We start from the raw sequence: 26,420 nt of genomic DNA, 5'->3' as shown, positions 1-26,420 counted from the left end.
CGAGGGTGCTGAAACCTATGCCCGAATTCAAGGCTTCATTAGTACCTGTCGTAAGCATCAACTCAATGTTTTCAATGAACTTCGTGCTGCTTGCAGCACCCAAATATATGTCGCGCCCTTCGGGCGCTAAATAGTTACACTCAACAAATGAACTCACCTTTGGTCATTGGGATTACTGGCGGCAGTGGTTCCGGTAAAACTACGTTTATCAAACTGCTACGGGAGCCGTTTCAGGATGCCGATGTCTGTGTGATTTCACAAGATGATTATTACAAACCCCGGGCCAGCCAAAAAAAGGATGAGCAAGGGGTCGTCAATTTTGACCTGCCTAACTCGATTGATAAAAAATCGTTTTTGTTAGACATTGAAAAATTGTTGGCGGGGCAAGTCGTTGAGCGGGTTGAGTATACTTTTAACAATGAACAAGCCAACCCCCAAACCTTGGTGTTTAAACCAGCACCGGTGGTTATCGTCGAAGGCCTGTTTGTATTTCACTACCGCAAAATCAATGCCTTACTGGATCTGCGCGTCTTTTTACACGCCAAGGAAAACCTCAAGGTGATTCGCCGGATTCGCCGCGACCAAATGGAGCGCAATTACCCTATCGATGATGTGTTGTACCGCTATGAGAACCATGTCATGCCCAGCTTTGAAAAGTATGTACAACCGCACGTGGAACACGCCGACCTGATCGTCAACAACAATAAGGATTTCAACATGGGGCTAAAAGTGGTGCAGGGGTTTATTAAGAATTTCTTGCAGGAGTATCCTCGTTAAATAATCCGATCAAATTCTTCTTCCTCTTCTTGAATGACGTTTCGTGCAATGGCCTGATTTTTCAGTTCGTGCATATTGGTGAGCAATTGCAATACCTGGGCCTGTAAAGGTGCATCTACTACCTTTTGCACATCTTCAAAACTTTCAATGCCCTCGCCAATTCTGAACTTGTAGGTCTGCTCGTACAAGCCCGATTCAAACTTGACGGAAATGCGGTTTTCCATTTTAAAAACCGTGATTTTAAGGATGGGGTGATCAATATTCCCAATGATGCGCATGTCAAATATTAATTTAGAGCGCAAAGCTCGAAAAAAAATGCATTTTTTTGTAACCAACAATGATCAAGACTCCGTCAAAAAAGCGTTCAATAGTTTAAAAAAGCACTAAAAAGAAAAATATGCACGGAGCCGAAGTTGCTGTTGCCATTAACGCGATTGTGTGGCCATTTATCGCCGCCATCGTTTTTTTCTACATGTATTTTAGCCATCAGACTAAAATACGTTTGGCTTTGATTGAGTCAGGACGCGATGCCAGTATTTTTCGGCGCAACGCAGTAAACAAGCTACGCTCTCTCAAGCACGGAATAGTAGCCTTGATGGCGGGAATTGGTCTCTTGTTTGGAGGCTTTTTTGATGCTTTGGGTATGGAAGATGGCGTGGCGTATCTTGCTGGAGTACTGCTGTTTGTAGGCGCAGGATTGGTCATGTTCTACTTTTATGTGAGCCGTACGGCGGATGTACATGAGCAGGAGTCGGACATTTTGTAAAAAAAATGGATGCCGGATTGTAGAGACGCACAGCCGTGCGTCTCTATGCTTGTGCTGGATGCAAAAGACGCACGGCTGTGCGTCTCTACAGTGCGCTGCCACGATTGTTTATGAACTCCAATTATTTCTCGGCTTGCGTAAACAAGCCCAACAACTCCGGCGCATCTTCCAGTGAAACGCCTTTCGGGTTATTGAGTATTAGTTGAATGCTATCCCGATCGCGGTAGACCACCCTGGTCTTTTGCACTATCCTTTCTCTCCACACTATTTTTTCCCGCAACAAAGTATCGCGTACTTGCACCACCGTGGGCGCAATGACCTTTGGTTCCGACTTACTGATCCAAAACGTACTCAACACCCCCAACAGAATGGCTGCTGCGGCTTGCCAGAGTGGAACCTGCCGCTTCCACCAAAGTTGAGTTCTGCCCATTTTTTCCTGAACTGCCAGCTGCCCCACCAATCGAGCACGCAACTGAGCGGGAGGCTGCACCGCTTCATCCAATGCTTTGATCTCCTGCAAGTGTTGATGCAAGCGCTGGTAATCTCCTTGACTCATCTGCGCCAATACTTGTGCTTGTTCAGTGCGGTTTAATGCCGACCAATCTTTATACATCGCCCAATCTTCAATCTTCGTGTCCATACTTCAGTGGGTTTTCCAAGCTTCCAAATGTTGACTTACTTGCTGCAAAGCGTAATGCAAGCGCGATTTGATCGTGCCTTCCGGGCAACCAATGATCGCGGCTATTTCGGCCACCGATTGTTCTTCCTGATAGCGCAAAATGAAACATTGCCGATGGTTAGCGCTCAATTGGTCGATTGCCCGCCGGAGTTGTTGATCAAATAAGTGCTGGTCCATTTTTTCTGAAAAGTTTTCGAATAAAACGCCCTGATCCAATTCTGCAAGTTCGCAGGGTTTTTTTCGGCGGTATTCATTTTTACAAAGATTGGCGGCCAGGGTGTACAGCCAGGTACAAAAATTGCGGGATGGATCAAAAGACTGCGGTTTTTCAATGATTTTCAGGAAAAGCTCCTGCGTAAAATCCTCCGCTTTGCCAGCATCCTGCCACAACATGCGGTAGAAATAACGGTACATTCGGGGCCCGTACCGATCGTACAGAACCCCGAATGCCTGTTGTTTGCCCTTGATCAGTTCGCGCATCAGGGCCTCATCACTGTATTGTTCCAGCGCTTTTTTAAACATCCGCCGCTATTCTTCGATGACCTCCATAAACACCCGAAATCCAAGGCTAGGACTGGGCTGTGTATAGGTTTTTTGCAAATTGATGTAGGCCATTTGTGGGGGATCTTGCCAGCTCCCACCTTTACTGATGCCGTATTCCTGAATCATCTCAGCCACATTTCCGGACACGCAATACAACCCAAAGTCATTGGGGAGATAGGAATTGGCCAGCACGCTAAAAATTCCGCCATCGATGCCATCGCCACCTTGGTCGGGGCAATCTCCGCAGGGTTGAACCGATTGATAATTTCCGAGGTAGCAACCCTTGGCATTGCGATAAAATTGGCTGCCCCAGGGAAACTGATCCCCTTTGCGGCCACCCGCAGCAGCCGTTTCCCACTCGGATTCACTCGGCAAACGGAACAATACCTTTTTGAATTTTTTCTTTTCTGCCGAAGCATTGTACACTTGGGTGATCCAGGCACAATAGCGTTGAGCAGCTTCGTGGCTGATGCTTTGCACAGGACTTGCAGTTCCACTGGGGTTGCCGTTTTTAAAAACTTGTTCCAGTGGCGTTTTGCTCAGGTTTTCAGGCAGCAACGCCTGCCAATCCACCGGATGAATGCGGCACTGGGCAATTTGATCGAAGTCTTTGTTCTTTAACAAGTCTTGCAAAAAAAGTTCGTATTGCCCATTGGTCACCTCGGTTTCGGCGGCATACAATTTGGGTGCCACTACCCGCATGGCCTTATCGAGGTTTTTTACTGAAATGGCGGATACAATTGGTGTGGCCGTTTTTTCTGGTAAAAATAAGGCGCTAACCTCGGCTTCCCGCTCGGCTGCACGGCCTACCTGTAGGGCTAAAGATTGCACCCGATTGGCTTGTGGCAAAGCGCCGTTGGCCGCGTAATACCGATGCAGCAGCACCAGGGCAGGCACATAATTGAGGTTCAAACGGGCAATCAAAGCAGGGTCTTTTTCGGGTTGCAGGGAAAACTCCAGGTAATCCAGGCGAAAATGTTGTTCAAAATTTTCGCGCAACATCACTACGTTGTCGAAATTTTGGAGGCTGTATTTAAGCGCCAAACCAGTGAGGTACAAGCGGGCTTTGTCGGCAAACAAGAGATTTTTATTGGTCATCACCCCAAAATAGATGGGCGTTTTTTGCAAATAAACCTGATTGCGGGTATCCAAAAACTGTTTCCAAAAATCGCTCAAACTTCCCTCCACCGCAATCCAGTGCAGTTGGTGATCCCGGATGACCAATTTCCGATACTCCAGATTTTCCAATAATTGGATGCCTAAAATTTTGACATCAGGACGTACCTTCAAGGCGTATTGCAACAACAAAGCTGGATAAGTGTCACTTTCTTGCTGAGTAAAAATAAAAGCGTCTTTTTCGACAGACATTAGGGCGTTGTAATTCCAGTTCAACACGCCGGGGGAATATTGACCACTGGCATACCATTCTTTGCAAATGGATTCGACCTGAGTTTTGTCGCCGATCAGTTCGGCTTGACGCAGGCGGTTTTCAAAATCGCCGCTGGAGGCTAAGAGGCTGACATTGAATAAAAAGAAGGAGGCTAAAAAAGCCATCAATAAACTGCTTTTGGACATAAAAAATGGGTTTTGCTGGGTTTACACGGCAAGAGTTGAAACGTTCAAAATTTTAGAGAAAATATTTGGCTAGACTTCCATCCCTACTTTTTCCAAAACCTGCCTATCTTACTCTATCAAAATACAGTGTATGTCAGCAGACCAAAACAAAACGAATCAGCTGCGATCTCGTCGCAATTTCATCAGGAACTCCGCCTTGGCAATCGGCGCGTTTAGCATTGTACCCCGTCACGTATTGGGCAAGGGATTTTTGGCCCCCAGTGATACCCTCACCAAGGGCATTATTGGCGTCGGCGGCATGGGGCGCGGCCATTTTGGCTACGAAGGCACCAAACTGGTTGCAGTGTGTGACGTGGATAAAAAGCACCTCAAGATGGCCGTCGACCAATCGGGCGGTCAGGCTAGGGCTTATTCCGATTTTCGCGATTTGATTGCCCAACCCGATATCGACATCGTCCACATCGCCACGCCGCCGCACTGGCACGGCGTGATGTCGGTGATGGCCGCCCAGGCCGGCAAGGACGTCTGGTGTGAAAAACCGATGACTCGTACCATCGGCGAAGGCAAACGTGTAGTGGAAGCCATGGAACAATACGGTCGGATGTTTCGCCTCAACACCTGGTTCCGCTTTACCGACCAATTCTACGGATTGAATACCACGGTCAAACCACTAAAAAAAGTAGTTGAAAGTGGTGTGCTGGGTTGGCCCCTTACGGTAAACATCAGTGGCGTAACGGGCTTCAACTGGAAATTTTATTGGGTGGGCAAAAGCAACCTGGAACCCACTCCGGTACCTGCTGATCTGGACTACGACATGTGGCTCGGCCCAGCGCCCTACAAACCTTATAATCCCCACCGCGTACACACCACCTTCCGGGGCTACTGGGACTACGATGGCGGCGGCCTGGGCGACATGGGGCAACACTACATCGACCCCGTGCAGTACATCCTTGGCAAGGACAACACCAGTCCGGTTAAAGTAGAGGTCGATTGCCCCCAGCAGCACGACGATGCCGTGGGCACCTGGCGTAAAATCACCTTTACCTATGCCGATGGTTGCAAAATCATTCTGGATGGAGAAAACAAAAACCCGGATGCAGCCTATATCGAAGGCCCCAAAGGGAAAATCTACAAAGGTTTTAAATCAACCATTCCCAATCTGTTGCAAATGATCGACAGCTTCCCTGATCCGGCACCCCAGGTGACCAGCTTCAGTGAATCGGTGAAAACCCGCCAGAAATTTGCCCTTAACGAAATCAACGGCCACAATTCCTGCACGGTAGTCAACATGGGTAAAGTTGCCCTACAGCTGGGGCGCAGCCTCCGTTTTGATCCACTCAAGCAAGAATTCATCGACGATGAAGCTGCCAATCGCCTCATCAACCAGCCCATGCGTGGCCCCTGGAAAATCTAATCACCGTTGCAAAAACCAACTATGAAACCACATCCATCCATATCTTCGATGCCTAACCATAACCATCATACTTCCACCGTGCCAACCCACGGTTTTAGCCGTGGGAGGCACCACCACCGTCCCGACCCACGACTTCAGTCGTGGGGAAAGCCGTGGGAAAACCAGTCGTGGCTAAGCCTACGACTTCAGTCGTGGGGAAAACTCCTGAGCCTCACCTTGCTCCTGAGCCCTTTCCTCCTCTTCGCCCAACCCAACACCCCCACCAAAATCGCCGACATCCTCGCCACCCTCCCAGCCACCAGCAATCAGGCTGCCGAGCGCAACTATGCGGAACTGCTGGCTACTGGTGCAGTTGGCCTTGGCCTGGTTTGCGAACAGGTCGCCCCCAGTGGTCAAGCGGCAGGGGTAGCTTCGCGTTACGCCGTTTCACTGCTGACCCACTACGCCAAAACGGCTACGGACAAAGCTTTGATTGAAAAAGCCTACCTACAAGCTTTGGGCAAAGCGTCCGACACGGAGGTGAAAGCCTATTTCATCAGTAACATTCAGTTGGTGGGCACTACCGCCAGCGTCAAAGCTTTAAGCGCATATTTCGCTAACGACGCCCTATACGCTCCAGCCATTGCTGCCTTGGTGACCATTCGTACTCCTGATGTAGCCCCCGCTTTGGTGGCAGCCTTAAAAGCCGCCAAACCAGCTGTGCAAAACCGCATCATTGAAGCTTTGGGCGAACTTAGAGCACGGACTACCATCCCTTCTATTTTGGCTTTTGCCTCCAGCTCAGATGTGGCCTTGCAAAAACAGGCGCTCTGGAGTCTGGCTTTGATGGGTGAAGGTTCAACCTACTCCCTTTTGCTGAACAAAGCCAAAGCGGTGGATTTTAAAAATGATCCAACCGAAGCTGCAAGTGCATTGGTGGAATACCTGAAGCAATTGCAGCGCCCCCAGAACATCGCCCTGGTCAGTAAATTGGCTAGTGATATGTTGGCGCTTACGCTCAAAACCGAACAGCAGCACTACCGCTTGGCTGCCCTCAAAGCTTTGAATTGGGCCAATGCTGAACTGGCAGTCAAAACTTTGAATGCTGAACTCAATCGTTTCGATGCAGAATACCGCCGGGAAGTGCTGAAAGTTGCGGCAAGCTCCCTTAAAAAACCTACGGTAAAACCACTATGGGAGGCGATTTACAGCAAAGCTACTGCGGATACCCAAGGCGAAATCCTGGCCATGCTGGCCGCAACCTCCAAATCAGATCCAACTTTTGTGGAAAAACGTTTGCTACCTGGTTTGAGCTCCAACAATGCGGCAGTTCGTACCGTGTCTGCCAATGCAATTGCTTTGACCGGGAATAAAAAATACGCCACAAATTTGCTGGATTATTTGTTGAAAGCAACCTCCAGTGAGGAAGCCCAACCTGCCCAGCAAGCTTTGTTGCAAGTAGTGGACAAAGACAATTGTAAAATTTTGGTGGACAAACTAGGGGCTGCTTCGCCCGCAGCACAATTGGCTTTGATCCAAATTATTGCCGAACGCCGTGCCAGCGCTTATTTCGACAACATTGCTGCATTGACCCAGTCTGCCGACACGACGGTGCAAAATGCCGCTTATCAAGCCTTGAGCCGTTTGTCTACCTCGGCCAAGTTATCCAATTTGTTGGGCATGTTGCCCAAAACGGATAAAGAGGCCCACCTTAAAGCCATCCAGGCGGCCATCGTTCCTGTTTTGGATGCCAGTTCAGTTGCAGTGGTCAATGAGGCTTACCAGAGCAACAAAAACAAAATCATTCCTATATTGGCTTACCTGGAGGACAAAGGCGCCTTGGAAAAAGTCAAGACCAGTTTTGAAAAAGGAACGGGTAAAGAAAAAGAAGCTGCTTTTGCCGCCTTGTGCAATTGGAACAACAGCGAGGCCATTCAGACTTTGTTGAAAATCCGGCAAAATCCTGATTTGAGTGCTTACCATTCCCGTGCTTTCAACGGGATGATCAACCAGTTGAACCGATCGACCTGGAACGATGAGCAAAAACTGGCCATTTTGAGCGAAAGTGTGCTGGGTGTCAACAGCAAAGCGGATCAAATTGCGGTGGTTCGGGCCATTGGCCGTTTGCGTGGCTTGGCTGCACTGATGTCGGCGAACCGTTTTATTGACAATCCAGATTTGAGTGCCACGGCCAGTCGCTCGGTGATGCAGATTGCCTTGCCTACCGCCGATGCCAAACCTGGCCTCACTGGCCCCGCAGTGCGCAGTGCTCTGGAGCGTGCCCGCAAGGTACTGGACGGCCCGGATAGCCAATACGAACTCATCGACATCGATACCTACCTGGCCACCCTTCCAGCATCAGGCACTGAAACCAATCAGGCCTATGAACTGACCGTAGATGAAAAAAAGGAGGGCTTTGACATCCTGTTCAATGGCAAAGATCTGGACAATTGGGTAGGGAATAAAACGGATTACGTAGTAGACAACTACACGCTGGCCATTTATCCAACGGCTACCCAAAACCGGGGCAACTTGTATACGGCCAAAGAATACGGCGACTTTATTTTCCGCTTTGAATTCCAATTGACACCTGGCGCCAACAATGGCCTGGGTATCCACGCACCACTGGAAGGCGATGCAGCATACGTGGGCAAGGAAATCCAGATTCTGGACAACACCGCTCCGATTTACGCCAAATTGGAGCAATACCAGTACCACGGTTCTGTATACGGCGTAATGCCCGCTAAGCGTGATTTCCTGAAACCAGTAGGGGAGTGGAACCAGGAAGAAGTATACGTCAAAGGTAACTTCATTCGGGTGACGCTGAATGGTACCGTGATTGTGGAAGGGGACATGAAGGAAGCTTCCAAGAGTGGCACCCTGGATCACAAGGATCACCCAGGTTTGAACCGCAACACTGGCCATATTGGCTTTTTGGGGCACGGCTCGATCCTGAAGTTCCGGAATATCCGCATTAAGGACCTGAGCAAATAGTATCGATCCTGAGGTGCCTCTTCGGTGTCTGAGGTTCCTTAGGTGGTGAATTATCCTGCTCCGCAGGCTTTTTCTTTTTTCACCACCTAAGGAACCTCAGACACCGAAGAGGCACCTCAGGAATTATTTTTTCTTCTTGGTCTTTACCGTTTTACCCTTCGCTGCTTGCACTTTAATCGCCTCTTCATGCGCCAATTTCCGCGCTTTGTAAGCATTGAACCGCTCGATCCATTTACCCCGTTCCGCTGCATTGAGTTTTTCCAAACGGGCGGTCGTCAATTCAATTCTTTCCTTCAAACCAGCAGGCGCCTGATCGATGAATTTTTTCCGCCCATTTCCAGTTTTAATCAATTGAAACTTATCGTACAAATCGCCGACAGTAGTATATGCCTCGTAAGTCAGGGTATCCTTATTGACATGCACCAATTGGTACAATTGCGTTTCTACCGCTGCCCGATCAATCCAGGATAACAAATTGGACAAGTACATCTTCGGGCCACTTACGGACACTGCGTAGACTGGCCCCGTGGAGTCAATCACCGTGGCACCGCTGGGCAAATTGTTGCCACCCCGGGCATAAGTATGGTCGTGCCCCTGGAGCACTACATCCACGTTGTATTTGTCAAATAGGGTTTTGAAGCCGCTGCGCAAAGCCGGGCTGTCCCGATCTCCGGCTGGCGAAAATACTGGGTGGTGCATGGTGACGACGGTCCATTTGTTGGGATTGTTCTGCAAAACCTGATCCAACCACAACATCTGGCTGATGCTGTCTTTATCAAAATAGAGGTAGGCTGTCGAGTTAAGCGAAATCACCCGCGTGCCTTGGTAGTCGACGTAATAAGCACTTTCTTCCAGCCCGCTAGGGCCATTCTCTGGCAAAGTGAAGGAAGGCCGCCAATGTTTGCTCAGTGCCGTTTGGTTATTGATGCGTGGATACTCGTGGTTTCCAGGGGTAATTATACTGGGGATGTTTTGATAAATCCAGCCTCCAGCATAAAACCATTCACCCCATTCCTGGTCGCGTTGGGCTATGTTGATCAAATCTCCAGCGTGCAGCATGAAGTCGGCTTTGGGCAAATCGCTGAACGCCTGCCGAATGGTGCGCGACCATTTTGACTTTAAATCATTTTGAGCATCGCCAAAGTAAATGAAGGAAAACGGCGCTTCTTTGGCCTCGGCCGTGCGAAAATGAATCCATTCACTCCAAATATTCATGCCGTCTCCAACGCGGTAGGCATAGAGGGTATTGGGTTTTAAACCTGTAAAATTGAGTGAGTGGTAGTTTGCTGCACTCAAGTCGCTGATCAACAACTCGCTAACAGCCTCCGTCATTTTAATGCTGTCAAAATCGGGACTAGCACTGGCCAAGGCAATTTGTCCTGCTCCTTTGCTCACACTCACCGCAGTGCGCCAGTTGACTGAAAAGGAAGTGCTGGGATCGGTTTTCCAACTGGTAATGATGCGATCGGGTACCGGGCTGGGGGGGTAGTAGTCTACGGGTATACTTTGGGCATTCAACAAGTAGACACTGAGCAAAAAAAGTAAGCTGAATAGATTTCTCATGAGAGGATAGATTTGGGTAATTGTTCCATTATTCTTAAAGTGATTTGATAATCAATCAATTGATGTTCTTTTACTTTGGTAAAGCGTTTTTTGAGTGACGAGTTCCGAATACATGACTTACGAGTTTTGAAGTGAGCTACCGCAGCGGCTTTGACATTGCCATGCCCAAGTCGCTGCGGTAGCTCACTTCAAAACTCGTAAGTCATGTATTCGGAACTCGTCACTCAAAAAAATTATCAATTGCCTAATTATCAATCTGCTTCAAGTCTATTAATTCTTCTTGTCTAGATTCGGCAACAAAAATGCATCCAAGGGACTCGGTTGGGCCATCATTTTTTCAATGTCCTCAACAGTCCGGGGGGCAGATTTTGACAGCAATTCATAGCCATCCTTGGTGATCAGCACATCATCCTCGATGCGCACCCCAATGCCCCACCACTTGGGATCACAAGGGCTGTTGGGTGGAATGTAAATGCCCGGCTCAACGGTAAGCACCATACCCTCAGCCATTGGCGCACCTGTGCTGCGGTCGTGTACATCCAGGCCAATGTGGTGAGAAACCCCGTGGGGGAAATATTCATGCTGTGCGCCGGGTTTGATCAAACCCAATTCAGCCAAACGTTTATCCGCAATTTCCCGGCAAATACGGGTCGTTTCACGCATAGCCGTGCCTGGTTTACATACTTTGAAAGCAGCTTCCTGAGCCTCCAAGACAATATTGTAAATGGCCTTTTGTTCTTCCGAAAAAGTGCCATCGGCAGGAACGGTGCGCGTAATATCGGCGGTGTAGCCGTGGTATTCAGCACCCAGGTCCATGAGTACCAAATCGGTAGAAACCCGTTGGCGATTGTTTTCGACGTAGTGCAATACACAGGAATTGTGGCCGGAACCTACGATCGAAGGGTAGCCCTCATATTCCGAACCGTAACGGCGGAAAACAAACTCATGGATGCCCCGGATTTCCATTTCAGACATTGCAGGGTGCATGGCTTTCATCACTTCCACCTGGCCCTGGCAGGATACCTCCACAGCTTTGCGCAGCAATTTTAGTTCCGCATCGGTTTTGACCATGCGCAATTGGCCCATTTTTCCTCCCAAAGAACTTGGATCCAGATTTTTGGGTAAAACCGGGATTTTGGCGACAATTTTTTTGGCTTCTTTGCCTGAACCCGCCTTGATAAAAGCTTGCAGGTGTTCGTCGTTGCGCATGCCCGGGTTGCGGCCATAGCGGGCAAAGACGCTTTCCGCCACCTGCTTGTAATTGTCCTCGGTGACTTCGCGCAATTGGGCGTACATGGTTTCCCTGGCGCCGTTGAACTGGCTGGGAATCCCCGCTTTGTCCCTGAATTGCTGGATCAAATCGTACAAATCAGCTTCTCCACCGGCGTCGCGTACGTCGTTTTTGAAGTCAAAAAAGAGCACTTTCTCAAAGGCGGCAAAATCGATTTTTTTATCCTTAAATTCCTTGTGGTCAAAGGTATTGGCGATGCCTAATTTGGACTTGACACCCTCCGGCCCCAGGCGTTTGCCATCCCAACGCTCACGCAATGGATCACGGCTTTGGGCAAAAAACAACTCGGTGTACTTGTTGCCTTTGTCATCGGTTTGTTCGTCGGCAAACAAAATCAACATGGCGTTGGGCTCTTGATACCCAGTGAGGTAGTAAAAATCGGGATCCTGGTGGTAGAGGTAGTCGACGTCGTTGGCGCGGTTGCGGACCGGGTTGGCGAAGAATACGGCAACGCCTTTGGAGGGCAACAACTTGCGCAAGGCTTCGCGGCGACCGAGGTGGAAGTCGGCGGGGAGTAGGTCTTGGGGCTCATCTTGGGCGAAGATGCTTGCACTCAATGAGCAGATCAGGAGGAGGAGAATCAATCGGGTCATGGTTGTTTTGGTTGAGGGTGGTTGAATGTGGAGGTCAAAGTTAAGGTGTAGGGGGGAATTTTTTGAGGGGGATTTTTTTTGGGGGGGGGATTGGACAGGAGAAGTGACGGAGTTATAACTAAACACGAAGGCTAGAATTTGTTCGGAAGTTCGAGTGGCTGGGAAATTTAATATGTTAATTGTTTGTTGGATCAACTATGCATTGCTATATTGTTGCTTGAAATAGTTGGCTTGTTTCACACAAGTAAAAAAGAGATGAACAGCAAATCAATCGCAATGAAGAAAAAAATAAATATTAAATTAGAATACTTTTGCCTGATTTTTATTTCAATATTTCTGTTCCGATGCCAGGGGAATGTCCAAAAAAATAAGGATTGTTCAAAGTTTGCAAACGAAATATACCAAGAAGTTTCAGATACTTCATTGGCAAAAGAAGCATTCGAATTTCAAAAATACCTGCTTGAAAAATTCAGTGAAGAATCGGTGAAAGGATTAAATTATGAAGCATATCACCTGCAATTTTATTCTTCGCATGGATATGGAGAATCGGTGAAATTCGTGAATAAAAACGGTGTTTATTCAATTGCTATAAAATGTAGATCCAAAGAAGAGTGGCTTCCGGATTGTAAAGAATATGAAATCAGGATAGACAAAGAAGAATGGAATGAATTAGAGAGAATGATTTATGAATTCAACTTCTGGACAGAAGAAGATTTTAAGACAAACAAGGGTGTGTTGGATGGATATGCGTATATTTTAGAGGGCAATAGACCTGAAGCAAAAAAGTGTAATAAAAAGGCCTACAAATTAGTTGGTCGAGGTTCTCCAAGATATGATAAAATTGGGGCTTTGTGTGGTAACATTCTTGATTACGAAGACCAATTGAAGTTTAAATACGAGCAAAGGAATAAAATAAAGTAATGTAAAAAAGAAACCTGATTCCGATGATTTATACCTCCCAATCCATCTAACATATTGTAACCCCCGCCTTTAGTCGGGGGCTCAAGGCCACCCACATCTAACATCCTTCCAGAGGCCCGCATCTACTACAATTTCATGATGTTAGCCTCTGGAAGGATGTTAGATGTAAAGAGTGGGGGCATCTGGATCCACCCGTTGAAACGGGCGGTTACAAGATGTTAAATGTGGTTGGTGCCAATACCTTATGATGAATTTGTATTCAATGCTTTTGAAATCCGCTCGCTAAAAACATTTTACGCACCCAACCCTACAACACCGGATGTTCCTTATGATGCACCGTCGCCTCCTGATACACCTTCGCCAAGTTCAAAATTTTCCCTTCCTCAAACAACTTCCCCGTAAAACTCAGACTAGTAGGCCGTCCATTCCGAAAACCATTCGGAATCACCACACAAGGATGCCCCGTATGGTTGGTGATGTTCAAACTGCGGCCACCCCAGGAAGGATGTACGTACACGTCCACTTGGTCGAACACCTTTTGCATGTCCTGCATCAGTTTGGTACGCAAACGATTAGCCTTGATGTACTCTACGGCGGGAATAAAGCGCGACTCCCGGAAAGAATTGGGCCAGGCATTTTTGATTTGACGACGCATCAAATCATCCCGACCACTCAGCGTCAATTCATCAAAGGCGGCGGCGGCTTCGGCAGAAAGAATGATGCTCAAATCGGGTGATTCCGGCAGTTCAATAGGGATCAATTTGAAGCCCATTGCTTTCATTTTTTCCAAGGCCACACTATCCTGATCGTGAAAAGCATACCGCCGATCAAAGTCTTTTTTCAAATAACCAATCTTCAATTGCCGTGGATCAGCGCTGGCATCGTACTGGAAAGCGGCAGGAATGAGCGATACGTCCTGTGGGTCTGGCCCCTGGATGGCGTTGAAGACAATCGCACAATCCTCCACTGAGCGACAAATCGGGCCAATTTTATCCATCGACCAACTCAAAGCCATCGCCCCGTGGCGGCTTACCCGCCCATAGGTAGGCCGCAGTCCCGAAGTGCCACAAACGGTGGAGGGAGAAACAATCGATCCCAGTGTTTCAGTCCCAATCGCAAAGGGCAACAAACCCGCCGAAACCGAGGAAGCCGAACCTGCCGAGGAACCGCTGGACCCCGTTTTAGTATCCCAGGGATTGCGTGTCATTTCCCCAAACCAGACGTCGCCCCAGGCCAATTCGCCCATGGTCAATTTGGCGCAAAGCACTGCTCCGGCAGCCTCCAATTTTTTGATGACCGTGGCATCGTAATCCAGTATTTGATCCTGGTAGGGCACCGAGCCCCAGGTGGTTTTGTATTTGCGGGCAGCCAAGAGGTCTTTAGCACCGTAGGGAATGCCGTGGAGCAAGCCACGATACTTGCCTGCTTTGATCTCCGTATCGGCTCGTTTGGCTTGTGCAATCGCCAAATCCTCGGTCAAAGTGATCACACAATGCAGCTGTGGATCATACTTTTTGAGGCGATCCAGAAAAAATCGGGTGAGTTCCTCGGAGCTGATTTGACGGGTACGCAACAATTCGGCCAATTCCCGCACGGTATACCAGGCCAGTTCATCGCGGTTTTGGGGCAAACGCACCAGGGGGGCTTTTCCAAAGTTGACTTTATCTGGCCCCGTGGGGATTTTCATGCCGGGAAGCAGCGGGTTAAACCAAATCGCTGGCCCTAAATCATTGGGGATGGTAGTTTTTCGGTTGGCAATATAACTGCTACGCGCATCTTCCAAACCGGGCAACAAGGAATCAATTTCACTTTGTGTCAGCTCAAGTCCGGCAATTTTTGCGGCCCCAATGACGTCTTCACTGCTGATTTTATCGCTAAAAAAACGCCCAGTAAAGGCGCCAAGGACAAAAATGATGCTCAATAGTAAAAAGAGTCTGAAAGTTTTTTTCATCTGATCCATATATTTGCAGCTTTATTTCGGGTATGCTCCCGAAGGGTTAACAAACATACAATGAATCAGCGCAGCAAAGTGTTCAAGTTTGGGGGTGCATCCGTAAAAGATGCCGAAGCGATTAGAAACGTAGCCGATATCCTGCAAAAATATCGACAAGAGACACTCATGATCGTCGTATCGGCAATGGGCAAAACCACCAACGCCCTGGAAAAGATAGTCGAGGCGCACGCCCATCAAGACGGGAAAGCCCTGGAATTGCTGGAAGAACTCAAACTCCAACACTACCGCATCATGGCCGAGTTGTTCGAGCCAGATGATGAAGTGTACGCCCTGGTGAACGATACCTTTGTGGAAATTGAATGGGTTTTGGACGATGAACCCCACGACAATTACGACTACATGTACGACCAGATCGTATCGGTAGGGGAGTTGTTGTCCACCAAAATATTGTGCGCTTACCTCAATAATGTTGCGCTACCCAGCCAGTGGCTGGACGCGCGTGACGTAGTTCAAACCAACGAATTGTACCGCGAAGCTTGGGTGCAATGGCAGGAAACCGAAGAACGTTTTTTGAAAAATGCCCAGCCGCTGCTCGACAAGGGTGGTTTTGTGGTTACCCAAGGCTTTATTGGGGCTACGCAAGAAAATTTCACCACCACTTTGGGTCGGGATGGATCGGATTATTCGGCGGCCATCTTTTCATTTTGCGCCAACGCTGAGAGTATGACCATCTGGAAAGATGCGCAGGGGGTGTTCAGTGCTGATCCAAGGTTTTTTGCCGAGGCAAAGATGTTGAGTGAAATGTCTTACGATGAGGCCATTGCGATGACCTATTACGGGGCAAAAATCATTCACCTAAAAACGGTTGGCCCGCTCAAACGCAAACATATTCCGCTGCACGTCAGGTCTTTCCTGGAGCCAGAAACCGGCGGAACCCTGATCTCCGAAAATGAAGTGGACGCGTATCCACCCTTATTGGCCGTAGAGGTCAATCAAGCCTTGTTGAAAATCACCAACAAAGATTTCTCCTTTGTGACCGAGCAGCATTTTAGCGAAATATTTGCCGCCATTTCGGATTTGCGCATGCAGGTTACTTTTATCCAAAATACGCCGCTGACCCTTTACCTCTGTGTGTTTAATCAAGGTGAAAAAGTGGCTCAGCTGGCTGGACGCATTCAGGAAACCTTGGGAACTGAAGCGGTAACTGGCCTGGAATTGATCAACGTACGCCATGCTACGCCTGAATTGTTGGGTCAATTGCGTAGCACACGTAAGGTTTTGGTGGAGCAGACGAATGGGGCGACGGCGCATTTGGTGGTGGAAATGAGTTGAAGAGTTTAGGATTTCCCTCCGGCGCTTCGGCTTCGCTCAGCGACCGGAGGGAAACCCTAAACTTTTCAACTAAAAAATCCCCCCAATCTAAGCCCAATTGACTACATTTGTTTAGGTCAGCGAATTTGCTCAATCAGCTGCTAAACCGCCCCCAATGAATAGTATTGTTACACAGCGCTTTATTCAGTGCCATCACCAACTTAAACAAGAAAATCGAGTGCGTTCCAGTCGGCAATTTGCGCTTGCACTGGATTATTTGCCACAAAGTTTGAGCGAAATATTGAAAGGGCGGCGAGATGTAACGATTGATTTGTTGCGCAAAGCGGTTGAGGTTTATCAGGTTAACCCTATTTTTTTGTACACTGGAGAAGGTGAACTATTTCTCAAACCCGGTGAAAACAAAGAATTGCGGATTCTGACCATAGTTACCGACCAACATCATGACGAACGCATCTTGCACATTCCCTGTTCGGTCCAGCCTGAATACGTGCAAGAAATTGGAAATCCTGAATTTATTCAATCTCTACCTTCTTATTCCTTGCCATCGCTGAACAACAAAACTGCTCAAAGGTCTTTTGACATCAATGGCGACAGCATGGAGCCCACTTTTTTTGAAGGAGACAAGGTAGTTTGTAGTTTCATTGAGCCAAACCAATGGGAACAAGGCATCAAAAACCAGCACGTTTATGTATTGGTGTCCAAGGCAGCCGTTGTGGTCAATCGGGTGCGCAATGAATTGAAAGAACACCAACACTTAAAGCTGTACGCTGACAATAGCTTTTACGAGTCGCATACTATACATTTGTCTGACATTCAGGAAGTATGGCAGGTGCACACCCAAATCAGTGCCTTTTTACCCGCCCGTCAACATCATCATTTGCCCGTGCAAGAAGACGTCAAAGCCTTGCGTCAAATGCTGGGGGAACAACAACTGATGATTCAGCGTTTACACAATACCATTGAAAAACTAGTTAATTCATAAAAAGATGCGAAAGAAAAAAATCAAAGGAAAGGTGGTCTACCTCGAATTGGAAGGTGGGATTTGGGGCATTGTAGATGAAAAAGGTGGCGATTGGCTACCGATCAATATGCCTTTCGAACTCATGAAAGATGGACTGGTTGTAGAGGTTGAAGCCCATAAAGTAAGCGATTTTATGTCAGGAGGAATGTGGGGCATTCCCATCGAAATTTCCGATTTTCAAATTTTGCTGTCGTAAATTAATCTGGAATTATTCCAGTCTAGTGGCAAAAATGCACTAATTTTCCGCCCTAACCAGAATCCAGAATCCAAATATTAAGGGAGTTGAGACGTTTAGGAGTTGAGACGTTGAGCACTCGACTCCCCATGTTCTCAATGTCTCGAAACTAATTGCTAGCAAACTTATAAGCAATGCCGAATATTTCGCAGCGGGCCAACAATGTCCCGTTATCACCCATCCGCAAGCTAGCAGGCTCTGCGGAACGTGCCAAGGCCAAAGGGCGGCACGTGTATCACCTCAACATTGGCCAGCCGGATATCGCAACTCCAGAAGCGGCCATGGCGCGTTTGCGCGAGGTGGATATCAAGGTACTGGAATATAGCCCAACGGAAGGTTGGGCGAGCACTCGAGCGGCATTTGCGGCGGCAATGAAAAAATTTGACGTTCACGTCACCAAAGACGAGGTCATGGTGACCACGGGCGCTTCGGAAGGCAACCAGTTGTTGTTCTTTGCCTGTTTCGACAAGGGGGATGAGGTCATCATTCCGGAGCCTTTTTACGCCAATTACAATGGCTTTGCCCAGATTGCCGATGTGGTGGTACGCCCCGTAACCAGTACGATTGAAACGGGTTTCGCGATGCCTCAGATTCAGGATTTTGAACGGGTCATCAACAGCCGTACCCGGGCCATTTTTCTGAATAATCCTAGCAATCCTACCGGGGCCTTTTATCCGCGTCAATTGCTCGAACAACTGGCCTTATTGGTCAAACAATACGACCTGTACCTGATTGTGGATGAAGTCTACCGCGATTTTTGCTACGATGGTCAGGAGTTCTTTTCGGTTTTGCGGCTGGAAGGATTGGAGGACAATGTGATCGTCCTGGATTCAATTTCCAAAAAATTCAGTGCTTGTGGTGCCAGGATTGGTACCATCATCACCCGCAACCCGGATGTGATGGTGGCGGTGAGCAATTACGGCAAACTGCGGCTGAGCCCACCCGCATTTGGACAATGGTTGTCGGAATTCCTCTGTGAGCTGGATGACGAATACATGGACAATGTCCGCGAAGAATACCACCGCCGCCGGGATCTGGTGTACGAACGACTGACTCGCATGTCGGGCGTCGTATCCTACAAACCGGGCGGAGCCTTTTATTGCTTTGCCAAATTCCCGGTAGAAAATGCCGATCACTTCTGCCAATGGATGTTGGAGGAGTTTGAATACAACGGGGCTACCGTGATGCTGGCCCCCGGGGAGGCATTTTATGCCACTCCTGGCTTAGGAATCGACGAAGTAAGGATCGCTTACGTACTCAATACCACTGCTTTGGATGCAGCAATGGATTGTTTGGAGCAGGCACTGGCCGTTTATCCGTATAAGAAGGTACGGGATATGGCGGTGATTGGATAGAATTTTCGAGGTAGAGACGCACGGCCGTGCGTCTCTACATTCGGCAATGTCTGTCCGCAATCAACAGCAATTCCGCCTCCTTTCCAATTTCCCCCCACACCACCGCATTCTGCGCCCATTTTTTTCCCAAATCCAGTGCCGCATTCCGCTCAATGCCCGCCACCCAAAAACTCTCCTCTGCCAGCCAAGTGCCATCTGCTCCGATTCCCCAACCGATTAAATAAGGCAATTGTAGGTTTTGAATGGTTTCTAGCAAGGCCAAATTCTGCGCTGCATTTTGACTCACCTCCAATAACTGCGAATGAGGATTCCAGGCCGTGATGAACAACCAATGGGCATACCCCACTTCCAACAGATGCTGATCCAACTCAGGATGTTTTTGACCTATGTGGATGTCCAACCTCGATTCGGGAGAAAAACACACCCGATAACAAGTACTCAAATAGGCTTGAAGCAGCCGTCCATCGAATGGAATCGAAGAATTATCCATCATTTGTGCAATTACAGGTACAAAGTAATTACCTTTGCTGCGATTTTTTACACCTCATTTTTTCAACTGAGATAAACAGTGTCTCAAAGGATTTTGTAATCTGTACGTCTGAAACATGGATAGAAATAACATCATCGGGATAGCCCTGATTTTCATTCTTTTTTTGGCATGGCAATACTTCCTCACTCCGTCAAAAGCGCAAATTGCCGCGCAGCAACGCACGCAGGACTCCATCGCCAGAGTAGAACGACTCCGCGACAGCTTGACCATCGTTAAAAAGCAGGAAGCCAAGAAAAAACTGGAAGCCGCAGCTGAAGTGCCCGATTCTCAGCGCGCACAAATATTGGGGGGACAATTTGGTACTTTCGCTGCCGCTGCTGTTGGCAGCGCCGAAACAACTGTGCTGGAAAACGAGCTCATCAAAGTTACTTTCAGCAATAAAGGTGGGCGCATCAAGGATGTGTTGATGAAAAAACACTTCAAGATGGTGCACGGCAAGGATCGCAAAGACCGGAAAATTCCCTTGCACTTGTTGGAGGACAACAAAAACCGCTTTGAGTACATCCTGCCCGTACAAGGTTTGCGCAATGGGGTCAATACTGCTGATTTGTACTTTACTGCTGAGGAAAATGGCAACTCCGTAACTTTCCGGGCGGATGCGGGCAATGGCCAGTATTTTGCACAGACCTATACGCTGACTGCCAATTCCTACAAGTTGGACTATGCGCTTGATTTTACAGGAATGGATAAAGTCTTTGCTTCCAATGCCAAGACGATTGAGTTGAAATGGGTGAATTATTTGGATAAAATTGAAAAATCCACCCAATACGAGCGCCAGTACTCGACCCTGAATTTCAAACCAGTGGATACCCGTGCCGGACGTTGTTCGCCCACCAAACAGTATTCTGAAAAAGATGCTGAAGGAGCACCCATTCAATGGGTTGCGAATACCAACCAGTTTTTCAACAGCGCCATAATGTCGGAAAAAGGTTTTGCCAGCGCCAAAATGAGCAGCAAAAACCTGCCCGAAGAGTCAGAAGACTTGAAAGAGTTGGTTAGCACCATCCAGATTCCATTCGGAGGTGGCAGCAATGAGCAGTTTGCCATGCACTTTTACATCGGACCGAACGAATTTGACCGATTGCACAATATGGGTTACAGCATGTCGGACATTGTTCCCTTTGGTCAGAACATCATGGGGACGATCAATCGTTGGATCATTCGCCCTTTGTTCAGTTTTTTGACTTGGCTGATTAGTAGCAAAGGTATTGTCATTCTGATGTTGACGCTCTTGGTTAAATTGATTTTGTTTCCCTTGACCTATCGCATGATCTATTCTCAGTCGAAAATGACGGCATTGAAGCCCGAAATCGACCGTTTGAAAGAACGCCATGGAGATGATCAGCAAAAGGTACAAATGGAAACCATGAAGATGTACCGCGAATTTGGGGTAAACCCACTGGGTGCTTGTTTCCCGATGTTGCTGCAATTGCCCATCTGGTTTGCCTTGTACCGCTTCTTCCCGGCATCTATTGAGTTCCGCCAGGCCAAGTTCCTGTGGGCAGGTGACCTGTCTTCTTACGACGAGTTTTTCCAATTGCCATTCAGCATTCCTTTTGGGTTTGGCGACCACATCAGCTTGTTTGCCCTCTTGTGGGTATTGTCTACCTTGCTGTATACCTGGTACAACTCCAAAAACATGGACTTCTCTGCTCAACCGGCGATGTTGTACATGCAGTACATCATGCCAGTAATGTTCATGGGCTTTTTCAATAGTTCTGCTTCTGGCTTGTCAGCTTATATGCTTTTTAGTAACTTGCTGAACATTGGACAAACCCTGGCTACCAAGTACTTCCTCATCGATGAGAAAAAGATCAAAGCTGGGATGGATGCCTACCGCAAAAAGCCCAAGAAAAAAAGTGGCTTTGGTGAACGAATGGAAACCATGCTGAAAGAACAGCAAAAATTGGCTGAAGAAAAAAACAAAGACAAAACCAAACCAGCTAAACGTAAATAATTTGCTCATTACTGAATCAAGGGCAATGCGCTCTTGATTCAGTTATTTGTCCTTAAAAATACAACACATGTTACTTTTACAAGCAGCAACCGGAGCTCCGGGAATGGGTTACATGAACCTACTTTTTATCGGTTCCATGTTTTTGATCATGTACTTGTTCATGATCCGCCCACAGGCGAAAAAACAACGCGAACAAGCTAACTTTGGCAAAAACTTGTCCAAAAACGACGAAGTAGTGACCAACAGTGGGATGCTTGGGCGTATCAGCAAAATTGAAGATGACGTGATTACCTTGGAGGTAGGCACCAAAGTATATGTTCGGGTATTGCGCAATGCTATTTCAAAGGAATTGACTGATGCCATCTATGGAGCAAGTAAAAAGCCGCAGGTGGTTACGACTACCGAAGAGTAACCTCGTCCCTCGTGCCAGGGAAGACCGGGCTATTCTAATGCAATGCATTGGAATAGCCCTCATTTTTTGGGTAGGGGTACGGATGTCTCAAACCTATGTGTCGACCAAAAAAATTGAACTCCATTTTTTACTGCCTCCCAATCAGGCTTTCCGCCAAGCTCCGCCCCGCAATATGTCCATCCAACTCAAAGGCCGAGGCTGGGACATGCTGTACGATTATTTGCTGGGGGCCAGAATCCATCTGACTTATGATCTTACCCAGCGCAATAACATTCGTTTGGATGAAAAAAGGCTGCTCAATGACATTCGTGAGCATGTAAATGCGGATGATTTGAGTTTTTCCAATCTTAGTCATACCGATATTCGAATTAGCCTGGAGCCTAAAATGCAAAAATGGGTGCCCATCCGACCTATTTCTGATTTGAGTTATTCACCCGGCTATTACCTTTCAGGAAATGTAAAAGTGAACCCCGATTCTGTCAATATTTCCGGGCCAGCATCTAAAATTGGCCCAACTTATGAATGGCCAACGGCTAAACTAACTTTGCACGATTTAAAAGATGATTATGAAGGCTTAGTGGAGCTAAAAACACCACCTGCAGAAATCAACTTAAACCTTCAGCGGGTTAATGTTCAGGTCCCAGTGGAGCAAGTGACGGAAAAAACACTCTTTGTAAAAATTCAGGTAAAAAATGCGGATCGGGAATACCGCTTGTTCCCCAGTCAGGTGCGCCTGACCTGCAATGTAGGCTTGAGTCATTTTAACTCGCTCAACTCAGAGGATTTTAAAGCAGAGGTAGATTTGTCGAATGCTGCGCTACAGGAGGGCAACACCGTTCCGGTAACAGTGAACCTTCAGCCAACCATTGTGAGCAATGTGCGCTTTGTACCGAAGGTAGTAGAGTTTTACGCCGTTAAAAAAGAAATCAATTGAGGAGACTAGGGTCTTTTTGTAACTCTTCAATCAGTTCTGCTTCTATTTCGAGATCAACTTCTACAATAACATCTTCTTCTTTCCATTTTTTAAATACGCCTCGAATCTGTGAAGGCAACAAGCTCACTCGATGCCCCAACCAAGACTCTAGAGTGACCGCCAAGACCATATACCCTTCCGTAACGCCAGGCAGTGGAACAGCAATACACATAAAAAAAGGCAGAAATTTAGGTAAGTCTTTGAGCTGCTCCCGGGCTTGTTGTAATTCTTCGGCAGTGGGTCCATCTTTTGATTTGGAGCGAATGATTTTACCCCTCCCATGTTTCACGAAAGTTTTGACCATTTGCTTGGTTTCGACTCCTTCCATCCAGAAGGCCCAGAGCATCATTTTAGGAAAACGGGCAATTTTGCGTAATCTCATAGGAATAGAGGTATGGTGTAATGGAGAGGTAACGCAAAATTACGGTAAAATGGTTCCAATTGCAATTAAATCGACCATGACAGTGACAGGATCGATATATGGGCGGCCGTCGTAGGGGCGACCCTACGTGGTCGCCTTTTTTTCGGCCGAAGGCCGCGTACGTCCAAAAGGGCGACCACAAAGGGTCGCCCCTACGGTTATTTATTTCCCGCGTTTTCTTTTTCCTTTTTGTTCATTTCGATGATCTTATCCATCACATCTTCCAACTGATCGGCGGGAACCTGCTTGGAAATGATCTCTTTCTTGTTGTCCAAAATGTACATCTGGGGGGTGGTTTCTACATTGTACTGGACATAATAACGCCCCGTTGGGTCAAAGGCATTGTACCATCCGGTCAAGCCATTTTCCTGAATGTATTTGAGGCATTCGGGTTGATCCTGGGCGGGTTTCACACAGATGGCTACCAGGGTGATGCCTTTGTCTTTGAATTTTTCAAAGAATTTTTTCATCGCGGGCATCGATTCTTTGCAGTGCCCACAATCGTAGCGCCAGAAGTAAAGCAGGGTATATTCTGACTTAAGCTGGCTCAACATTGTCCGGGCACCATTGCGTTCGAGTACGATGTCCGGTGCCGTTTTGCCAATCAGTAGTGGCTTGAGCTTTTTGGCATTGTCCACAATTTTTTTCACCTGTTCCTGGTTTGCCCAGTTGGCTTGACCCGTGGCGTAGTACTTTTCGGACATGTGCACATATACGGCGTCCATGCCCACAAACTTGGATGCGGCAAAGCTGTTCAAAAAGTGAATCAGATAATATTTAAAGGCCTCATCGGCTGGCCGCAAGCGCTCCAACACCGTATCAATGGCCACACTGATCGAATCGGGGTGTTGTACACTGAGTTTGTTGACATAATTATCGAGGCGTGAGAACAAAAACGGGGTGCGCAGCAAGCGGTTGTCACTCAGGTTGAGGTTGTCAAAAAAGTGCTTGCGCGTCCAGAGCCACAATTGGCGGTTTTTTTCTTCTTCAGCTAAATTGTCAAAGGTTTTTGGGGGCTCTACATTGATATTGGCATTGATGATGGCGGCGGCAAAAGTACCCTTGTATTTGACCACGTAGTCTTTTTGGTATTTTTCCACGTCCTCATTCAGCTTGTCCATTTTTTTCTGGGCAGCATCTTTGGCAGCCTGATTGTCTTTGGCTTCTGCAATTTCTTTGCCCAGGGCTTCGGCTTCCGGGCGTTTGGCGTTCAGGTAATTGACATAGTCGTAGAACAAGCTGTTTTCTTTGCTGCCCTCAAACTTGACGTTTTCACCCGGTTTGTCTTTGGTAGTCCGTACAAAAAAAGATTGTTCCTTATCGGTTACCAAGACTTGAAAAAAATCATTGCTTGGGGGCAACACCACGATGTACATCCCACCTTTGAGTGCTTCGGGGCCGCTGAACACAAATTCTCCTTTGGCGTCCACCAAAGCCGTGTCCATCACATATTGCTTGTCGCCCATGTAGTAACCCAGGAAGAGTTGTTTTTCGGTAAAGCCATCAATTTTTACCCGGATTTGATAAGCGTTTTTAGCCGTTGTCTGAGCAAAAACACTCGTGATCAAAAGGCTGGCAAAAAGTGAAAGAAAGTATTTTTTCATCTTGTCTATGAATTAATGCTGTTCAAACAATGTGATGAGATAAAGGGTTTCGGAACATGTTTAAATTTAAACATGCTGATATGGATTGATTACAACTTGTTTTTTTTACGGAGTTCAATGATTTGGTCCACCACTTCCTCCATTTTTTCATCCACAATTTGTTTGCCGATGATGACTTTGTTGCGGTCCATTAAATAGACCTGCGGGGTTGATTCTACATTATAGGTCTTGATATAAGCCAATTTGGGGTCATAGACGTGCAGCCAGGATCCCAAACCATTTTCATCCACATACTTCCAACAAGCCGGGATTTCGTTTTCAGTAACGTGACAAAGCGCGACTAATTTCACCCCCTTGCTTTTAAACTTGTCGTTAAACTTTTTCCAGTACGGCACCGAATGTTTACAATGCCCACAATCGTAGGCCCAAATGACCAGCATAGTATATTCCGATTCCAATTCGTGCAGGTTGAATGTTTTCCCCTGGCGATCTTTCAAGACCAGATTGGGCGCCACTTTACCCATCAACAAGGGCTTTCGTTTTTGCGCTATTTCAATCAACTTGTTCTGTTGCTCCACGTTGGCTAGCTTGACTTGGCCCGTTGCCAGGTAGGTTTCCACGAGGTGTACAAACATGGCATCCATGCCCATCACCTTGGATTGCAAATACTGCCGCATCAACAAGACAATGTAATATTCAAAAGCTTCCGGATTGGGCCGCAATTGGTTTAAGACATAATCGATGCCGACTTTAAGCGAATCGGGGTGTTGAAACAACAACTCGTTGACATAAGTAGTAACGGCCTGGTAATAATGCGGCGTGCGCAAGAGCCGAAACTCCTGCAAGGGCACATTGTCAAAACAATGTTTGCGGGCATAATACCAGGTTTTGTACATTTTTTCTTGATCGGTTCCCGTAAAGGTAGGGTAGCGAATGGGCAAACTGGCTTTGATGACCAAAGCTGTATAGGTGCTGCGGTTTGCGCTCAAAAATTGTTGCAAGTAATTTTGTACAGTTGAATCCGCTTTGAGCAAGTCCTGTTTGAGTTTTTCCTTTTTGGGGCCTTCTGTACTGCGTTTGTACTGCGCACGAAGTGTGTCCAACTTGGGATTGTTTTCACTGACGTAATGGATGTAACTTTGAAACAGCTCATTTTCCTTGGATCCAACAAATTTTAAACTGGCAAAGGGGCTGTCTTTTTTGGTCAGGACGCTGAATTGTTGTTCTTTTTCTGAAACGATGATATCGATGCCTACGTTACTCGGCATCATCACCAGGGTATAAATTCCCGGAACCAAGGCAGTAGCACCACTGAAGGTATAAGTCCCATCTACCCCCATTTTTACCGTATCCTTGATGTATTGTTGATTGCCGAAATAGTAAGTCAAGGTTAATTTGCGTTCCCGATAACCATCAATCTTCACATTGATGTTGTATCCCGCAGTGGCGAATACACTCAGCGTGTGAAAACAGAAAAGGACCAGCGTAGTAAATGCTATTTTCATGGATAC

23 protein-coding genes are annotated in these 26,420 nt (G+C 47.3%); 12 read left to right on the top strand and 11 right to left on the bottom strand.

Going from position 1 to position 26,420, the window contains the following annotated elements:
- Positions 1-105 precede the first annotated feature (105 nt).
- Positions 106-777 (top strand): uridine kinase, encoded by a 672-nt coding sequence (locus ACEW9O_RS24305; RefSeq protein ID WP_373552819.1) that lies wholly within the window; start codon positions 106-108, stop codon positions 775-777.
- Here ACEW9O_RS24305 and ACEW9O_RS24300 read toward each other — a convergent pair.
- The gene (locus ACEW9O_RS24300) at positions 774-1,055 is read right to left on the bottom strand and encodes a hypothetical protein (protein WP_373552818.1); all 282 of its coding nucleotides are present in this window, start codon (positions 1,053-1,055) and stop codon (positions 774-776) included. The two genes, ACEW9O_RS24305 and ACEW9O_RS24300, sit on opposite strands and share 4 nt — an antisense overlap.
- Before the next feature lie 119 nt (positions 1,056-1,174).
- Here ACEW9O_RS24300 and ACEW9O_RS24295 point away from each other — a divergent pair, with 119 nt between their 5' ends.
- On the top strand, positions 1,175-1,543 hold the full coding sequence (locus ACEW9O_RS24295) for a DUF6249 domain-containing protein (protein WP_373552817.1): 369 nt from the start codon (positions 1,175-1,177) through the stop codon (positions 1,541-1,543).
- A 121-nt stretch (positions 1,544-1,664) separates the two neighbouring features.
- Here the strand turns inward: ACEW9O_RS24295 and ACEW9O_RS24290 are convergent, their stop codons facing one another.
- From ACEW9O_RS24290 to ACEW9O_RS24280, 3 genes are read right to left on the bottom strand one after another with little or no spacing between them, the layout of a single operon-like run.
- Positions 1,665-2,183 carry a hypothetical protein gene (locus tag ACEW9O_RS24290; protein WP_373552816.1) on the bottom strand — a complete coding sequence of 173 codons (519 nt, stop codon included), beginning with the start codon at positions 2,181-2,183 and terminating at the stop codon, positions 1,665-1,667.
- A 3-nt stretch (positions 2,184-2,186) separates the two neighbouring features.
- Positions 2,187-2,744: an RNA polymerase sigma factor gene (locus ACEW9O_RS24285; protein WP_373552815.1), complete on the bottom strand. Its 558-nt coding sequence runs from the start codon at positions 2,742-2,744 to the stop codon at positions 2,187-2,189.
- A gap of 6 nt (positions 2,745-2,750) precedes the next feature.
- Positions 2,751-4,340 (bottom strand): formylglycine-generating enzyme family protein, encoded by a 1,590-nt coding sequence (locus ACEW9O_RS24280; protein WP_373552814.1) that lies wholly within the window; start codon positions 4,338-4,340, stop codon positions 2,751-2,753.
- Positions 4,341-4,470: 130 nt separating this feature from the next.
- Between ACEW9O_RS24280 and ACEW9O_RS24275 the strand changes: the two genes are divergently transcribed.
- Both ACEW9O_RS24275 and ACEW9O_RS24270 read left to right on the top strand, forming a co-directional pair.
- Positions 4,471-5,754 carry a Gfo/Idh/MocA family oxidoreductase gene (locus ACEW9O_RS24275; protein ID WP_373552813.1) on the top strand — a complete coding sequence of 428 codons (1,284 nt, stop codon included), beginning with the start codon at positions 4,471-4,473 and terminating at the stop codon, positions 5,752-5,754.
- Between the two features lie 48 nt (positions 5,755-5,802).
- On the top strand, positions 5,803-8,727 hold the full coding sequence (locus tag ACEW9O_RS24270) for a DUF1080 domain-containing protein (protein ID WP_373552812.1): 2,925 nt from the start codon (positions 5,803-5,805) through the stop codon (positions 8,725-8,727).
- A 123-nt stretch (positions 8,728-8,850) separates the two neighbouring features.
- Here the strand turns inward: ACEW9O_RS24270 and ACEW9O_RS24265 are convergent, their stop codons facing one another.
- Positions 8,851-10,290, bottom strand: coding sequence for a metallophosphoesterase (locus tag ACEW9O_RS24265; RefSeq protein ID WP_373552811.1), 1,440 nt, complete (start codon positions 10,288-10,290; stop codon positions 8,851-8,853).
- A 270-nt stretch (positions 10,291-10,560) separates the two neighbouring features.
- The gene (locus tag ACEW9O_RS24260; RefSeq protein WP_373552810.1) at positions 10,561-12,174 is read right to left on the bottom strand and encodes an aminopeptidase P N-terminal domain-containing protein; all 1,614 of its coding nucleotides are present in this window, start codon (positions 12,172-12,174) and stop codon (positions 10,561-10,563) included.
- Positions 12,175-12,450: 276 nt separating this feature from the next.
- Here ACEW9O_RS24260 and ACEW9O_RS24255 point away from each other — a divergent pair, with 276 nt between their 5' ends.
- A complete protein-coding gene (locus tag ACEW9O_RS24255) occupies positions 12,451-13,095 on the top strand; it encodes a hypothetical protein (RefSeq protein ID WP_373552809.1) in 645 nt (214 codons plus the stop codon).
- Positions 13,096-13,402: 307 nt separating this feature from the next.
- On the opposite strand, the gene ACEW9O_RS24250 is transcribed toward ACEW9O_RS24255, so the two are convergent.
- Positions 13,403-15,046 carry an amidase gene (locus ACEW9O_RS24250; RefSeq protein ID WP_373552808.1) on the bottom strand — a complete coding sequence of 548 codons (1,644 nt, stop codon included), beginning with the start codon at positions 15,044-15,046 and terminating at the stop codon, positions 13,403-13,405.
- Positions 15,047-15,106: 60 nt separating this feature from the next.
- Here ACEW9O_RS24250 and ACEW9O_RS24245 point away from each other — a divergent pair, with 60 nt between their 5' ends.
- The 4 genes from ACEW9O_RS24245 to ACEW9O_RS24230 all read left to right on the top strand — a co-directional run bounded on the left by ACEW9O_RS24245 (position 15,107) and on the right by ACEW9O_RS24230 (position 18,992).
- Positions 15,107-16,381: an aspartate kinase gene (locus ACEW9O_RS24245; protein WP_373552807.1), complete on the top strand. Its 1,275-nt coding sequence runs from the start codon at positions 15,107-15,109 to the stop codon at positions 16,379-16,381.
- 154 nt (positions 16,382-16,535) lie between these two features.
- The gene (locus ACEW9O_RS24240) at positions 16,536-17,363 is read left to right on the top strand and encodes a helix-turn-helix transcriptional regulator (protein WP_373552806.1); all 828 of its coding nucleotides are present in this window, start codon (positions 16,536-16,538) and stop codon (positions 17,361-17,363) included.
- Positions 17,364-17,367: 4 nt separating this feature from the next.
- Entirely contained in the window at positions 17,368-17,598 is a 231-nt protein-coding gene (locus ACEW9O_RS24235) for a hypothetical protein (RefSeq protein WP_373552805.1), read from the top strand.
- Between the two features lie 173 nt (positions 17,599-17,771).
- Complete coding sequence (locus ACEW9O_RS24230; RefSeq protein WP_373552804.1) at positions 17,772-18,992, top strand: pyridoxal phosphate-dependent aminotransferase; 1,221 nt, start codon at positions 17,772-17,774, stop codon at positions 18,990-18,992.
- Between the two features lie 34 nt (positions 18,993-19,026).
- On the opposite strand, the gene ACEW9O_RS24225 is transcribed toward ACEW9O_RS24230, so the two are convergent.
- The gene (locus ACEW9O_RS24225) at positions 19,027-19,485 is read right to left on the bottom strand and encodes a DUF3293 domain-containing protein (protein ID WP_373552803.1); all 459 of its coding nucleotides are present in this window, start codon (positions 19,483-19,485) and stop codon (positions 19,027-19,029) included.
- A 112-nt stretch (positions 19,486-19,597) separates the two neighbouring features.
- Here ACEW9O_RS24225 and yidC point away from each other — a divergent pair, with 112 nt between their 5' ends.
- The 3 genes from yidC (at position 19,598) to ACEW9O_RS24210 (ending at position 22,845) form a co-directional block, all read left to right on the top strand.
- Positions 19,598-21,499 carry a membrane protein insertase YidC gene (yidC, locus tag ACEW9O_RS24220; RefSeq protein ID WP_373552802.1) on the top strand — a complete coding sequence of 634 codons (1,902 nt, stop codon included), beginning with the start codon at positions 19,598-19,600 and terminating at the stop codon, positions 21,497-21,499.
- Positions 21,500-21,566: 67 nt separating this feature from the next.
- Entirely contained in the window at positions 21,567-21,911 is a 345-nt protein-coding gene (yajC, locus tag ACEW9O_RS24215; RefSeq protein ID WP_373552801.1) for a preprotein translocase subunit YajC, read from the top strand.
- 37 nt (positions 21,912-21,948) lie between these two features.
- Positions 21,949-22,845: a YbbR-like domain-containing protein gene (locus ACEW9O_RS24210; RefSeq protein WP_373552800.1), complete on the top strand. Its 897-nt coding sequence runs from the start codon at positions 21,949-21,951 to the stop codon at positions 22,843-22,845.
- Here the strand turns inward: ACEW9O_RS24210 and ACEW9O_RS24205 are convergent.
- The 3 genes from ACEW9O_RS24205 to ACEW9O_RS24195 all read right to left on the bottom strand — a co-directional run bounded on the left by ACEW9O_RS24205 (position 22,838) and on the right by ACEW9O_RS24195 (position 26,414).
- The gene (locus ACEW9O_RS24205; protein WP_373552799.1) at positions 22,838-23,266 is read right to left on the bottom strand and encodes a hypothetical protein; all 429 of its coding nucleotides are present in this window, start codon (positions 23,264-23,266) and stop codon (positions 22,838-22,840) included. The genes ACEW9O_RS24210 and ACEW9O_RS24205 overlap by 8 nt on opposite strands.
- Positions 23,267-23,463: 197 nt before the next feature.
- Positions 23,464-24,909 (bottom strand): thioredoxin-like domain-containing protein, encoded by a 1,446-nt coding sequence (locus ACEW9O_RS24200; protein ID WP_373552798.1) that lies wholly within the window; start codon positions 24,907-24,909, stop codon positions 23,464-23,466.
- A gap of 89 nt (positions 24,910-24,998) precedes the next feature.
- On the bottom strand, positions 24,999-26,414 hold the full coding sequence (locus ACEW9O_RS24195; protein ID WP_373552797.1) for a redoxin family protein: 1,416 nt from the start codon (positions 26,412-26,414) through the stop codon (positions 24,999-25,001).
- Between the last annotated feature and the right edge of the window lie 6 nt (positions 26,415-26,420).

The sequence above is a fragment of the Haliscomenobacter sp. genome, from assembly GCF_041740695.1.
Classification (GTDB): domain Bacteria; phylum Bacteroidota; class Bacteroidia; order Chitinophagales; family Saprospiraceae; genus Haliscomenobacter.
This window is presented reverse-complemented; position numbering and strand designations above follow the sequence as displayed.